Source organism: Exiguobacterium sp. GL_137 (genome assembly GCF_057834585.1).
On the sequence record NZ_CM174406.1, the window covers coordinates 975168 to 988227 of the forward strand.

Annotated in this window: 15 protein-coding genes; 10 read left to right on the forward strand and 5 right to left on the reverse strand. The window is 47.7% G+C overall.

The genetic code is table 11. The features are described from left to right. Positions 1-106: 106 nt before the first annotated feature. The 3 genes from fadH to AC3IRK_RS05050 form a co-directional block, all read right to left on the reverse strand. Positions 107-871 (reverse strand): 2,4-dienoyl-CoA reductase, encoded by a 765-nt coding sequence (gene fadH, locus AC3IRK_RS05040; protein WP_214853966.1) that lies wholly within the window; start codon positions 869-871, stop codon positions 107-109. A gap of 88 nt (positions 872-959) precedes the next feature. Beyond that, complete coding sequence (locus AC3IRK_RS05045; RefSeq protein WP_131503094.1) at positions 960-1895, reverse strand: manganese-dependent inorganic pyrophosphatase; 936 nt, start codon at positions 1893-1895, stop codon at positions 960-962. Positions 1896-1951: 56 nt separating this feature from the next. Beyond that, positions 1952-3037: an N-acetylglucosaminidase gene (locus tag AC3IRK_RS05050; protein WP_489170467.1), complete on the reverse strand. Its 1086-nt coding sequence runs from the start codon at positions 3035-3037 to the stop codon at positions 1952-1954. 78 nt (positions 3038-3115) lie between these two features. Between AC3IRK_RS05050 and AC3IRK_RS05055 the strand changes: the two genes are divergently transcribed. Both AC3IRK_RS05055 and AC3IRK_RS05060 read left to right on the forward strand, forming a co-directional pair. Next, on the forward strand, positions 3116-4069 hold the full coding sequence (locus tag AC3IRK_RS05055) for an aromatic acid exporter family protein (protein WP_131503092.1): 954 nt from the start codon (positions 3116-3118) through the stop codon (positions 4067-4069). A gap of 228 nt (positions 4070-4297) precedes the next feature. Further along, the gene (locus AC3IRK_RS05060) at positions 4298-5422 is read left to right on the forward strand and encodes a M20/M25/M40 family metallo-hydrolase (protein ID WP_131503091.1); all 1125 of its coding nucleotides are present in this window, start codon (positions 4298-4300) and stop codon (positions 5420-5422) included. Positions 5423-5479: 57 nt separating this feature from the next. Here the strand turns inward: AC3IRK_RS05060 and AC3IRK_RS05065 are convergent, their stop codons facing one another. Further along, on the reverse strand, positions 5480-5659 hold the full coding sequence (locus tag AC3IRK_RS05065) for a hypothetical protein (protein WP_131503090.1): 180 nt from the start codon (positions 5657-5659) through the stop codon (positions 5480-5482). Positions 5660-5766: 107 nt separating this feature from the next. On the opposite strand from AC3IRK_RS05065, the gene rnz reads away from it, so the two are divergent. Genes rnz through AC3IRK_RS05100 form a run of 7 tightly spaced genes read left to right on the forward strand, consistent with a single transcriptional unit; the run spans position 5767 to position 10549 of the window. Further along, positions 5767-6672 carry a ribonuclease Z gene (rnz, locus tag AC3IRK_RS05070; RefSeq protein WP_188005268.1) on the forward strand — a complete coding sequence of 302 codons (906 nt, stop codon included), beginning with the start codon at positions 5767-5769 and terminating at the stop codon, positions 6670-6672. A gap of 5 nt (positions 6673-6677) precedes the next feature. Next, positions 6678-7574, forward strand: a complete 897-nt coding sequence (locus tag AC3IRK_RS05075; protein ID WP_131503088.1) for a hypothetical protein — start codon at positions 6678-6680, stop codon at positions 7572-7574. Continuing rightward, positions 7571-7981 (forward strand): DUF4430 domain-containing protein, encoded by a 411-nt coding sequence (locus tag AC3IRK_RS05080; RefSeq protein WP_489170468.1) that lies wholly within the window; start codon positions 7571-7573, stop codon positions 7979-7981. The genes AC3IRK_RS05075 and AC3IRK_RS05080 overlap by 4 nt, the downstream gene beginning before the upstream one ends. Beyond that, a complete protein-coding gene (locus AC3IRK_RS05085) occupies positions 7959-8657 on the forward strand; it encodes a hypothetical protein (RefSeq protein ID WP_489170469.1) in 699 nt (232 codons plus the stop codon). The genes AC3IRK_RS05080 and AC3IRK_RS05085 overlap by 23 nt, the downstream gene beginning before the upstream one ends. Next, positions 8620-9585 carry an ATP-binding cassette domain-containing protein gene (locus tag AC3IRK_RS05090; RefSeq protein WP_131973157.1) on the forward strand — a complete coding sequence of 322 codons (966 nt, stop codon included), beginning with the start codon at positions 8620-8622 and terminating at the stop codon, positions 9583-9585. The genes AC3IRK_RS05085 and AC3IRK_RS05090 overlap by 38 nt, the downstream gene beginning before the upstream one ends. After that, on the forward strand, positions 9576-10142 hold the full coding sequence (locus AC3IRK_RS05095) for an ECF transporter S component (RefSeq protein ID WP_131503084.1): 567 nt from the start codon (positions 9576-9578) through the stop codon (positions 10140-10142). Before AC3IRK_RS05090 ends, AC3IRK_RS05095 begins: the two co-directional genes overlap by 10 nt. Positions 10143-10174: 32 nt before the next feature. Beyond that, positions 10175-10549, forward strand: coding sequence for a hypothetical protein (locus tag AC3IRK_RS05100; protein ID WP_131973156.1), 375 nt, complete (start codon positions 10175-10177; stop codon positions 10547-10549). Positions 10550-10611: 62 nt separating this feature from the next. Here the strand turns inward: AC3IRK_RS05100 and AC3IRK_RS05105 are convergent, their stop codons facing one another. Beyond that, positions 10612-11424: an SDR family NAD(P)-dependent oxidoreductase gene (locus tag AC3IRK_RS05105; RefSeq protein ID WP_114596296.1), complete on the reverse strand. Its 813-nt coding sequence runs from the start codon at positions 11422-11424 to the stop codon at positions 10612-10614. A gap of 156 nt (positions 11425-11580) precedes the next feature. Here AC3IRK_RS05105 and AC3IRK_RS05110 point away from each other — a divergent pair, with 156 nt between their 5' ends. Next, positions 11581-13041: an MDR family MFS transporter gene (locus AC3IRK_RS05110; protein WP_214853947.1), complete on the forward strand. Its 1461-nt coding sequence runs from the start codon at positions 11581-11583 to the stop codon at positions 13039-13041. Positions 13042-13060: the final 19 nt, after the last annotated feature.

Below are 13060 nucleotides of genomic sequence, written 5' to 3' on the forward strand. Positions count from 1 at the left end.
CTAAAAAAATGATTGATAAACATAGCTAAATGGAAAAATAAGAAGGGGCGGACAGAAAATAATTTAAAAAGTCTCCCTTCGTGGAGACGGAAGACTGAGAAAAGCATCAAAACGGTTGTTTATTTAACCAATGTCCACCGTCGAGGGCGATACATTCCCCATTTAAGTAGCTCGCCTGATCGGACAGCATCCAAGTCGCAAGACCGGCGATTTCTTCCGGTGTCCCGAATCGTCCGAGCGGGACGTTCCGCCGAATCCGTTCCGCATGTTCCGGAGACATGGCGAGTTTATCGGCTCCACCGGTCCGTTCAATCGGTCCGGGACTGATGGCATTGATCCGGGCCCCGTATTTGTAACCCCATTCGACAGCAAGTGTCCGCGTCAGGTTCAGGACGCCGGCTTTTGCAGCGGCACTCGGTGCGACACTTGGACCTGCCTGCCAAGCATATGAGGCGACGATATTCAAGATTTGTCCGCCTGATACATTGTCCTCCTGCCAGCCTTTGACGAGGGCATGCGAACAGTTGAATGTCCCGTTCAAGACGATATCAATGACTGTTTTCCATCCATTTGGCGAAAGTTCATCAGTCGGACAGATGAAATTGCCGGCAGCGTTATTGATCAGTGCTTCAAGTTGTCCGTATTGTTGCCGGGTTTGATTGACAGCAGCGAGGCAAGCGTCCGGATCCCGAACGTCCATTTGAATGACACTGTGTTTTCCGTCAATCGCCTGTAAGTCCTGATCGGTTTGTTGCAACCGTTCGGCATTCCGTCCGGTCACGACGACATTCCAGCCGGCTTCTTTTAAAGCGATGGCCATCGCTTTCCCCATACCGCTCGTGCCGCCGGTGACAAGTACTGTTTTTGTCATGTATAAAACCCCCTTATAAACTGAATGAATAACCATTCAATATAAGTATTCAAAAAAGAAGGAGTAAACTCCTTCTTTTAAACGGAAATTATTCGACTGCTGCTGCTGTATTCGTCAAGACCGGAACAACTTGTTTTTTCCGTGAAACGACACCTTCAAGATAGAGGAGATGATTTGTTGCATCAAGTCCGAAGGCCCGTTCGACCAGTGATGCTTCAGGTCCGAGAACAAGCGCGACCGAGTTGTTCGTCAAGATATCGGTGACGAGCAACATGTACAAGTCCAATTCTTTTTCAGCAATCAAGGATTCGATCCGTGTTTCGAGTTCTGCTTGACGAAGCAAAACTTCTGCCGTATCAACTGTGTTTGCTTGTGCGATTTCGACTTTGAATGGTCCCATCGAAAACTCTTTTGCATCAAGTGCGATCAACTCATCAACCGTTTTCATTGATAAATCAGCACCGGCTTTTAACATATCGAGACCATAGACGTTGGCATCGACGCCGGCAATCGTCGCGAGTTCACGTGCTGCGATGACGTCTTGCTCCGTACATGTCGGCGACTTGAACAGTAACGAGTCGGAAACGATGGCTGACAACATCAGACCGGCGATTTCCGGTTTAATCGCAACACCGTGTTCTTTGTACATTTTGTTTAGGATCGTCGTCGTACAACCAACCGGTTCTGCCCGGTAATAAAGCGGATCAGACGTCTCGAAGTTGGCAATCCGGTGATGATCGATGACTTCCATCACTTTGACGGCATCGATATCATCGGCACTTTGTTGACGTTCATTGTGGTCAACGAGAATGACGTGTTGTGCTTCTTTTGATACTTCTGTCACGAGGCGGGGACGAGCGACTTTGAAGTAATCGAGCGCAAATTGTGTTTCTCCGTTAATTTCACCAAGACGAACGGCTTCAGCATGAACACCGAGCTCTTTTTTTAATTCGGCATAGGCGATGGCCGATGCAATCGTATCCGTGTCCGGATTTTTATGACCAAATACTAAAACTTTTTCCATGTGTATTCACTCCTAAATGATTGATGTCTCGCCCATTAGTGTACCATAAGTCAGTTTTAGACGGCGTTCATTTTCAAGAGGATTCCGGCGATTTTTTCGCTCCAGTACGGATCGGAGGCATAAAAAACGTTCATTCCGCGTGCCTTGTTTCCAAGAAACGGACCGCGGTAATATTTCCCGTCTTTAGCAAGGTAGTCACGGGCGATGAAGCGACCTGTTTGACGGATCGAGTCTTCAAAGGAAGTATAAGCCGTCGCATTTTGACCGGGAGCGATATCCGTTGCATTGACTCCAAAGAGATTAAACTTATCTTTTGCGATGTCGGACCGTCCGTAATCCGATTCATGAATCGCATGGGCGAGCAAATAGGCCGCATTGATTTGATAGGTACGTTCGACTTGCTTAAACGTCTTGCCCGTACCGATCAAAGGACTGTCGGGAGCATTTTTTTTAATGTAGGCATCCAGTTGCTTTGCTGTCAGGGCGGTCGGTTTCCGTAAATCCTGCGTCAACGTTTTGGATTCGACATACTGCATCGTTCGGTCGTCTAACGATACCGGTGCTTCACCGGCCGTAATTAAACCACCGAGACCGGCATCGGCGACGATATAATGCAAGAGACGCGCGCCTTGTTTTTCATAATAGGACCGATTACTGGATTGTTCGAGCGGATAAAGAGTCAACCGGTCCGAAGCGACATAACCGGTCAGACCGGCAATCTCGACCCGACTGACCGAATCCGTATAGGCAAGTAAAGCGAGTCGGCTGCCGGGCGCGACATACGTATGTCGTTTTTTCAACGCCCGGTCCGAATAAATACTTAAGGTCTGATTTGAATTGACGATTCCAATCCCGCTTCCGGTCAAATAGAGATACCGTTCATCGGACGTCCGTTTGATGGCGCCACGGCGTCCGTTGATAAATGCTTTCGCTTCGGTGACGGAATCGAATTCTTCTTCCTGGATGACTTTTCCGTCCCGGTAGAGTTCCGCGACGTATGGGGAAGCCGGAGGAAGAATGGTTTGAGGTTTATCCCGTAACAACAGGAACAATCCGCAACCGAGTAAGAAAAAAAAGACAAGCCCCTTGAAGGAGCCCGTTCGACGGACCGGGCGAGTAGGGCGAATCGTACGTTTAGTCAAAAAATCACGTCCTTCAAAAAAATCAATCGACAACCTGGGTAAAGAATAGGTAACCTAACAAAGAATGGGGGGAAGTCTGTGTTTATCGGATATCGAACGTTAAAGACCGCTGTCGCAGCGGCACTGGCGATGTGGATTGCGGAAACGATGCAACTGGATTACTATGTTTTTGCAGCCATCATCGCTATTTTGAGCATTCAGGCGACAAGAAAAAAATCATTCCGTTCGTCTTATGAACGGATTATGGCTTCGGTTCTCGCGATCGGACTTGGTTTTGTGATCTTCGAAGTCATCGGATACCGTCCGATTTCCATTGCACTCTATTTCATTTTATTTCTTCCACTGACACAACGCCTCCGCCTACAGGACGGTTTTATCACAAGTGTCGTCATCCTTACCCATCTGTATGTCGCACGCCAATTAAACCTCAGCATCTTTTTAAACGAATTGTATTTGTTGCTGATTGGTGTCGGGGTCGGATTACTCGTTAATATGTACATGCCGAGTCTCGACCGGACGATTGCCGAGCGGCGACTGCAAATCGATCAACGGATTGCCGCCTTGTTCTTCGAAGTGGCCGCAGCGATCGAGACGGGGCGGATCAACCAACATTCGCTGACGCTACATGAGACGGAACGGCTGTTGAAAGAGGGGAAGGATGCTTCCTTGAAACGGATGGGGAATGCCATCGGTCGGCGAAATGATGATGAAGACTATCTGTATTTCCGAATGCGCGAACAACAGTTTGAATTGTTAAGTGGAATCGTCCGCAACGTCGATGATTTAGTCCTTGTCGTAGAAGAAGGAAAAAAAGTCGCCGACCTGTTCCGGACGATTGGAGACAATGTCCGCCCCGATGCCGACGCGACACTATTTTTGATGGAACTCAAACGTCTACTCGAAGAATTTCGCGAGTCACCGTTACCGAAGACACGCGATGAGTTCGAAGTCCGGTCCGCTCTGTTGCACATGTTGCAGGAAGCGGAACAGTATTTGAAACTGAAGCAACGATTCGTCGATCAGAAGAGGTAGAACATCGTCGACGCAAAAGTACCGAGTAAGAAAATTGCTAAAATCGTAATCGTGGTCCATTTGATGATCCGTTGTTGTTTTGATGGTTTTGCCATAATAAAACGACTCCTTTCATAGAACGATTGATTATAGCCATTGTACAAACAACGCTTGCGAAGTGCAAATCTGCCTATAGATGGTATACTAAAAAAGCGCTAGTCGAACTGAAAAAATGAGGAGGAATGCAACATGGTGAATGAGCAACGTGTACTTGATACCTTTTTAGAACTGGTCCAGATTGACTCGGAATCAAAAGAGGAAGCACAAATCTGTGCCCACTTAAAAGAAACGTTTACGACACTCGGCTGTGACGTATTCGAAGATGACGCTTCATCCAAAACCGAACATAAAGGAAACAACTTGATCATCACGCTTCCGGCAACAAAAGACGGAGTCGATAAGATTTATTTCACTTCCCATATGGATACGGTTTTTCCAGGACAGGGAATCAAACCAATCATCGAAGACGGATATGTTAAAACCGATGGAACAACGATTCTTGGGGCAGATGATAAAGCGGGACTCGCTTCATTAATCGAACTGGTCCATGTCTTGAACGAAACGAATCAACCGCATGGGAAAATTCAATTCGTCATCACGGTCGGCGAAGAGTCCGGTTTAGTGGGTGCGATGGTTTTGGATCCATCGAAGATTGATGCAGACTACGGTTTTGCTTTGGATTCAGACGGTAAAGTCGGCGATATCATTACGGCTGCACCAACTCAAGCGAAAGTAAATGCAAAAATTTACGGCAAAACAGCTCATGCTGGTGTTGCACCTGAAAAAGGAATCTCTGCCATCACGATTGCAGCAAAAGCAATCGCTAAAATGCCGCTCGGCCGGATCGATGAAGAGACAACGGCGAATATCGGACGCTTCAGCGGTGGTGGTCCATCGACCAATATCGTCTGTGACTACGTCGAAATCTTTGCGGAAGCACGCTCACTCGTTGCACCTAAAATGGAAGCCCAAACGGCGAAGATGAAAGCGGCGTTCGAAGACGTTGCTGCTGAATTCGGAGGGCGTGCGGAAGTCGAAGTCAAAGTCATGTATCCTGGTTTCAAATTCGAAGACGGCGATCAAGTCGTCGAAGTGGCAAAAGCCGCGATTACACAACTCGGTCGGACACCACGTCTCTTGCATTCTGGTGGGGGATCAGATGCAAACGTGATTGCCGGTTTCGGGATTCCAACCGTCAATTTGGCTGTTGGTTACGAAGATATTCATACGACAAATGAAAAAATGCCGATTGAAGAACTTGTTAAAACGGCAGAATTATGCGTAACGTTAGTCGATTACATCACAAATAAATGATGACAGACTAAAAAGAGTGTACCGCAACGTTGCGGTACACTCTTTGTCGTTGTACGATTAAGTTAATTGTGGACGTTCGAAATATTCCATCGACTCAAGAACAAGTTCTTCCGTACATAGTAAGGTTGTTGCAATATCTTGAATTTGGATTGATTTCCCATACTGTTGCCGATAGTTCTCGTTTAACATCTGGGCACTTTGTACGATTCGTGCATAAGTCCGTTCGATTTTGGTCATGGAAAAACCACCTTTCGAATCAGTATGGGTACAGTTTATCATGCTTCCACTCGAGAAAGGTGTATTTTGTGTATAAAAATTGCTAATTTTACGAAAAGGGGAAAAAGATGGAATTTTATTTTTTAGGAACAGGTGCCGGGATGCCGTCCAAACAACGGAATGTCTCATCCATCGCACTGTTACATCCGAAGATGACCTGGTTATTTGATTGCGGTGAAGCAACGCAACATCAGATGTTGCACAGTCCGATCAAACCGCGTAAGGTCAGTACGATTTTCATCACACATCTGCACGGTGATCATATCTTTGGACTACCGGGTTTTATCAGTACCCGGGCTGCACTCGAAGGTACGACGTTGTTGACGATCTATGGACCAAAAGGATTAAAGGAGTGGTTGGAGGCGACATTACGGGTCACCGGGACGTATCTGCGTTATCCGCTCGATATCATTGAAGTCGAAGCCGGTCAGACATATGAGCAGGAAGGATTTCAAATTCACGTCGAAGCGTTGGAACATCGCTTTTTGGCGTACGGTTACCGGATTGAAGGTCAGGAAGAAAAGGGGGCCTTACGCGTCGAAGCGTTACAACAACTAGGCATTCCTTCTGGACCACTCTATCGGCAAATCAAACAGCAGGAAACGTTTGTATTTGAGGGGATCGAACACCGGTCGACTGATTTTCTTGGAGACCCGAAGCCGGGCATCAAGTTGGCGGTGTTAGGAGATACGGTGCCGTGCGATGGGAGTATCCGTTTGGCACAAGAAGTAGATGTCCTTGTGCATGAGGCGACATTTGCTGACTCGGAACAAGACCATGCCGGACGCTTCGGTCATTCGACAGCAAGGCAAGCTGCTGAGATTGCCTTGAAAGCACAGGCTAAAAAACTGTTGTTGACGCATATTTCTGCACGGTATGTCGATCAAGAACAACGGTTGGAAGCGGAGGCGCGGGAAGTATTTGAAGAGTCATACCTCATGACGGATCATCAATCTGTCGTGATTAAGGGGTAAACAACATGGACTTTCTCATCCAATGGTCACTGTTTCTGTTAGCAAGTATCATTCTTGGTTTCTTTTTAGAAAAACGGACGGAAAAGGAACAATATCTTTATTTGAAATTCGTTTTTTATGCATGTTTAGGAGCGGTATCGTTCCCTGTCTATGATATTCAGTTGCCGCTGGGAATTATCTTATTTCTAATTGTTCTGCATCCGAAAAAAAATTCCCGGTACAAACGCTATATGGCCTTATTCGGTTTTCTTTTTTTCCTGCTTCAGCTCATCCTGGGACCGTTCGATACGTTTACGCTCCGGGAAGAGACGCAACAAATGGGTCAGGTCACGATTACGGACGAATCTTTTGATACGCTGATGACGCACATCGACCGTCGGATCGGAGACGACTCGCTGCGACTGGAACAAAGTCAATTGTTGTTTGACCAGGGTGGCAACCTGCGGAATGCAACATTTGAGTTGATCGCGAAAAGTCCGAAGCGTTTCATCCGGTACGAAGTGACCTATCAGGAAGTGACCGGTACATTGACGTACCGTCCCCGGGAAGAAGTATTGACCCGTTCGCTCGAGTCCTACTATCAAAAATTGATCGATGCCTCGACCTCGTTTCAAATGTTGAAGACTTTATCCATCAAGCAGATTCTCCATGAATCGAAGACACCGTATGCCGAGATGGATTTGGATGGTCTGTACGAAACGTTCAGCTTACAGGATGCTACGGTCCTGTTGATTAACGATCAAGGCGAATTGATCCCGTATGTCAATACCGGAGAAGATGTGTTAGCCAACGCGATTCGGTTGACATATCTTCGCTCCGATGGACAATCGTTACGGGAGAAAAAAATACTTTTATACAATTACAGTTTTGAGACCTCAAGACGCAAAGGAGTCGTACGATGAAAAAATGGATATTGATGAGTGGCATTTTCCTGCTTGCAGGATGTGCGGAACAACCGACAGACCAAGCTGCTGAAACTAAGGCATGTGAACGTTCGGTCGAAGTATCGGTCGTCAATCATGCGAATGATAAGACATTATATGAAAAAGACATGTGTCTCAAAGCATCTGAGACGGCGCTTGATGCGCTAGAAGAAACGGATCTTCCGGTCGTCAAAACCGGTAAGGGTGAAATGGCATACGTAACGGCCGTTGACGGTATCCGTGAAAAATCAGCCGGAGCAAGCAGTGGCTGGGTATTTGGCGTCAATGACAAACCGGCACAAGTCGGGGCAGGGGCGTACGAACTAAAAGACGGCGACCGTCTGGAATGGCGATTTGAAAAAGATGCAATGGCTTATTTTCAGTAAGGCGGAACGGGAGCGACTTCATCCACTGAATGTCGCTCTTTTTTTAGTGGCGATGTTATCGGTCCCGTTCTTTTTACAGACACATGTCAGCATGCTGATTGTTTTGACCGGACAATTATTGTTTTTTGCATGGATTCGGCAATGGAGCGTCCTGCGTTACCTGACGTTACCTCTGATTTATATCGGAATGATGTATGCCCCTCTGCTCGTCGGTGCGTCCGTTGATCCATACGGGATTTGGCTGACCGGTCTGACGGTTGCCCTATTCGTGACATCGAGTCAACTGACTTTTACCTTGGTCCGGCTCGAGCAAATGGGTCCGTTATTCCGAATTTTACCGCGACTGACGCGCTTAACGGGGATGGTCCTGGCTATCATCCCCTCGTTGCTCCGTACGTGGCCGGAAGTGAAGATGAGCCACGCCAAACAACCAGTGGCAGAAAAGATGGAACGGGTTGCGTTGTATCATCTGTTACCTGTTGAAGCAGTCCCAAGTCCGTTACGTCGCTTGACGCGTTCTGATCTGTTGATCGGACTTGTGATTACAGGCATGTACATCGCATTATGGTCTCCTGTTGCGGTCGTGTCAGCGTTAGTTTTACCCGGATTAGTGATGTTCTCAAAAGGAGGAATACGGGATGCCTACCATCATTACCGACGAAGAAAGTTCACTTGAACGGTTGGAACAACTGGCTCAGGCAGTTGGAGCCGAAGTGATTCATCCGGACCGTCTGTTGCATGGGCGTGTCCGCGATATGTTAGCGACAACCAGTTTATTTGTCGCAGGTGAACTGGCGACATTACTTGGCTTAGAAGCTTTTTTTGACCGGGAGACAAGTGAACTGTCATCGGGAGAACAGCAACTCGTTTCGCTCGGCTATACATTGTCTGGTTTACCGGAACGGATTTTCTTGGCGGAACCATTTTTATTTTTAGATCAAGTCCGTAAAAACCGCTTGATGCTGTTGTTTGAGGAAATCGAGCGCCGTTTTTCCTGTCACATCACTTATTCCATGGTACACCAGCCACGACTAAAACAGCAGAGCGGAACGGGACCGGTCAAAGGAAGGGTCATCGACGAGATGTCACGCATCCGGCACCGCTATCCGTTGCAGTCAAAATACGCTTTGCTGGTCGAACAGATGTCGTTTCGGTTAGGAGAACGGGTAGCCTTGATTGGGGCCAACGGAAGTGGGAAATCAACTTTGTTACGTCTGTTACTCGGTGTTGACCGGCCGCTTTACGGCAAGGTCAAGCGAACCGGGGAAAAATGTTATGTTCCGGCACATCCGGCCTTGGCACCTGTCCTCGACAAGCCGGCCGCTACTTTTTCCGAGCAAAAACAACAATTGATGGAACGGCTTGCCTGGACGGAAGAAGCCTGTTATTTTGATGAACCGACGGCGGGTTTAACCAATCAGCAACGCTCTGATTTTATTCAAACCATGCTAAATCATCCGGACAAGTTGATTATTCTTGCTACACACGATCCCGATCTGATTTTTTGTGCGACCCGTGTCGTGTATCTTGTCCAGGGCGAGATTGCCTTTGATGGTCCGGCGTCGCTGTTCATCGAGCAAAGCAGGTTGTACGAATGGAACTGATCGGCGCAGCAGTCCTCCTCATCAGTTTAATTGTACTTTGTTTCGAGAAACGTCCGATTTCAGAGTCGATGCTTCGGTTCATCGCACTGGTCACGGCAGCGGCGATTGTCGGAAGGCTGATTTTTGCAAGTATTCCGAATGTCCAGCCGGCGACTGCACTGATTCTCTTGGTTGCAGCCTGTATAGGACCGATTTCCGGTACAATCGTCGGGATGCTCGTTGTCGTCTTGACGAGTTTATTTTTAGGAAGCGGTCCCTTTGTGTTATTCCAAATCGTGGCGTACATGGTCGTCAGTCTTCTCTGTGTCTTACCGGGTATGCGAACGAGATGGGTCTTAACCATCTATGGACTGGCGGCAGGTTTTTTTTATGGCTGGATCAGCAATTTAGGTTTTCTGATTTTTACCGATTTTTCGCGAGAAGCGTTTTGGACACTGCTCTTGACGGGAGGTCTGTTTGATTTAGTACACGGCGTTTCAAATGCCGTATTCATCTGGTTGTTGTATCCGATTTTTTTGCGGATTTTGCACTCGTTTGTTGGAAATGAGGGTACATGATAAGTAATCCCATTCGATTGGAGTGAAGCGTGATGCTTAGTTCGCCGCTGTCCATAACGTATCTCGTCGGGTTGTTACTTATTGCGGGTTTGGGTCTGGCATTTGGAAGTATCTTATTGTTGAAGGGAACGGTTCGGGGGCGTTATGCAGGATTTTATTTACTGGCAGCAGCCATTTTCCCCGGAGCGATGCTGATTACTTCCGTCGAAGGCGGACTGGTCGGACATCTCTTTTTTGAGAAAGAATTGTTCCTGTCGATTGTCGCCTGGTTGTTAGTCCTGTCGAGTGGTTACCTCGTCATGGTGACGGGCGCTGTCACGCTTCGGTACGTGTACCGTTATACCTCTATTCCGAAAAACGTTCAAAAATGGATGACGGACCATTTTCATCGTCCGAAACCAAATTAAACGAAACAAGACGTCCATCGCTTTCCGGAAAGGAAAGGATGGACGTCTTTTCTGTGTTCGGATTAGTTGGAAACAGCGAATTCTTCGACCGGTGTCTCTTGTTGTTGCTGATCCGGATTTTGAATTCGTCCAGTCACTTCCGTTAGGAGACGGCGGGGCAACAGTTTAGCGAACGTCACCATGGCGCGGTTACTTGCTCCCGGTACGACGACACGTTTTCCTTTTAACGTTCCCCGGTATCCGGCAAAGGCGACGAGGTGAGACGGCATGCTTTTAAAAGGTAATGTGATTTGGGCACGATCAAAGAAGTTCGTATCCGTTGGTCCCGGGCAAAGGCAGGTGACCGTGACACCTGAACCGTCGAGCTCGGAAGCGAGTGCTTCGGACAACGATAAGACATACGCTTTAGTGGCATAGTAGACGCTCATATACGGTCCCGGCATGAAGGCGGCAACAGAGGCAACGTTCAGGATACGGCCGAATCCGCGATCAAGCATGCCCGGTACTAAACGTTTTGTCAGTTCCGTCAAGGCGACGACGTTGACGTGAATCGAATTTAAATCTTCTGACGGATCGATTTCCGCGAAACGGCCTGATGTCGCAAAGCCGGCATTGTTGAACAATAAATCAACCGTCAGTTCATGTTCCTCGAGGAAACTGAGCACACGGGAGACGCTGTCTGCTTGTGAGAGATCGACAGCGAATGTGTACGCCTTGATTTGGTAACGTTTTTCAAGAACATGTTTCAGCTCGGTCAGTTTCTTTTCGTTGCGGGCAATCAACACACAATCAAACCCGTCGCGTGCCGCCAATACGGCCAAATCAAGACCGATCCCACCGGAAGCACCTGTAATCAAAGCAGTTTTTCGTAACATGTCATACTCCTCCATTCAATTGATGACTCATTCTCTAATCTTTATCATTCCCTATTGTTCCCTTGATTCCTGCTTGATAAGCATCTCCTTTTAGAAGTCCGGTCATTCACTGTATGATAAGAGAATGGTACAAACACAGAAAGCGAGCTGAGTGTCTTGAGGAAAAATGTCACGATTGCCTTATTATTAGCTACATTTTTGGCAGCGATTGAAGGAACGATTGTTGCGACGGCAACGCCCGTCATGGCGAGTGAGTTAAACGGTGCTAAACTCGTCAGTTGGATTTTTGCCGGATTCTTACTGTTCATGGCGGTATCGACACCGATTTACGGAAAGATGGCAGATTTGTACGGAAGAAAACGAGTCCTGTTGTTTGGAATCGGAGTTTTCACGGTCGCATCGCTTGCGTGTGGACTGGCGCAAACGATGGAAACGCTGATTCTGTTCCGTGCCGCGCAAGGAATTGGGGCCGGAGCCGTCCTGCCGATTGCGATGACGATTATCGGGGATTTGTATACATACGAGGAACGCGGGAAAATCCAAGGCGTTTTAAGTGCAGTTTGGGGAATCTCCGGTGTTGCCGGTCCGCTGGTCGGCGGGTTTTTAGTCGAGACGTTATCATGGCGCTATATCTTTTTGTTGAATGTTCCGTTTGCTTTGATTTCCTTTATTATGATCGTCCTGTTTTATAAAGAAAATGTTACCGAAACGTCACGTAAGATTGATTACCGGGGAGCGATTTTATTTGCGACCGGGATGAGTGCCTTACTGTACGGGTTACTTTCGGGAAGTGAAGCTGAAACCTTTGCCGAACCGCTGATTTTAATCAGTTTTGCGGTCAGTCTGGTCCTGTTGTTTTGGTTTTACCGGGTCGAGAAAAAAGCAGCTGACCCATTATTGCCACCTGCGGTCATCCGTCACCCCGTCATTCTCGTCATCAATCTGGCCGTCTTCTTTTCTGCCTGGGTACTTGTCTCGATGTCGGCATATATCCCGATTTTTGCGCAAGGTGTTCTCGGGAAAAGTCCGACCGAAGCCGGCTTCATGCTGATGCCGTTATCGTTGTTTTGGACACTGACGGCAATCGTTGGCGGACGTACGATTGGCATCGCCTCACCACGCTACCGGACGATGACCGGAATGGGATTACTCGTCATCGGAATGGCAATTTTAATCGGAATCGGACGGGAATCAAGTGACGTTTTCATTTATTTGGCTGTTTCGTTGATTGGAATCGGTTTTGGACTGGCGCAACCGGTCTTCATGGTTGTCTTGCAGACATCGGTCGACTGGTCACTCCGTGGATCGGCGACTGCCGTCAACTCATTTTTGAGTACGACCGGTCAAACGCTTGGTGTGGCGATCTTCGGGACGTTATTTAACGTCTCGATCATCCAGGCCTTTTCCGACTCAAAACTATTGAACGGCTATTCGATTGATCCGTTTTTTCAATCCGGTACCGCATCGCGTTATGGAACGGATGTTCAGACAGCAGCGGAGCAGGCACTGGCAAATGGGTTGCATCTCGTCTTCATTGGCGGACTTATCTGCGCCATTCTCGCCTTTTTCATGACATTCCGTCTGCCGAAAGTCCGTCCGGAAGATCCGACGAATTAAAAAATACCAGTCAGACAAT

Coding starts and splice junctions, on each gene's coding strand:
- AC3IRK_RS05080 (WP_489170468.1), top strand. CDS start 7,571: ATGAAAAAATGGATATTGATGAGTGGCATTTTCCTGCTTGCAGGATGT.
- AC3IRK_RS05100 (WP_131973156.1), top strand. CDS start 10,175: ATGCTTAGTTCGCCGCTGTCCATAACGTATCTCGTCGGGTTGTTACTT.
- AC3IRK_RS05095 (WP_131503084.1), top strand. CDS start 9,576: ATGGAACTGATCGGCGCAGCAGTCCTCCTCATCAGTTTAATTGTACTT.
- AC3IRK_RS05065 (WP_131503090.1), bottom strand. CDS start 5,659: ATGACCAAAATCGAACGGACTTATGCACGAATCGTACAAAGTGCCCAG.
- AC3IRK_RS05045 (WP_131503094.1), bottom strand. CDS start 1,895: ATGGAAAAAGTTTTAGTATTTGGTCATAAAAATCCGGACACGGATACG.
- AC3IRK_RS05105 (WP_114596296.1), bottom strand. CDS start 11,424: ATGTTACGAAAAACTGCTTTGATTACAGGTGCTTCCGGTGGGATCGGT.
- AC3IRK_RS05090 (WP_131973157.1), top strand. CDS start 8,620: ATGCCTACCATCATTACCGACGAAGAAAGTTCACTTGAACGGTTGGAA.
- fadH (WP_214853966.1), bottom strand. CDS start 871: ATGACAAAAACAGTACTTGTCACCGGCGGCACGAGCGGTATGGGGAAA.
- AC3IRK_RS05060 (WP_131503091.1), top strand. CDS start 4,298: ATGGTGAATGAGCAACGTGTACTTGATACCTTTTTAGAACTGGTCCAG.
- rnz (WP_188005268.1), top strand. CDS start 5,767: ATGGAATTTTATTTTTTAGGAACAGGTGCCGGGATGCCGTCCAAACAA.
- AC3IRK_RS05075 (WP_131503088.1), top strand. CDS start 6,678: ATGGACTTTCTCATCCAATGGTCACTGTTTCTGTTAGCAAGTATCATT.
- AC3IRK_RS05085 (WP_489170469.1), top strand. CDS start 7,959: ATGCAATGGCTTATTTTCAGTAAGGCGGAACGGGAGCGACTTCATCCA.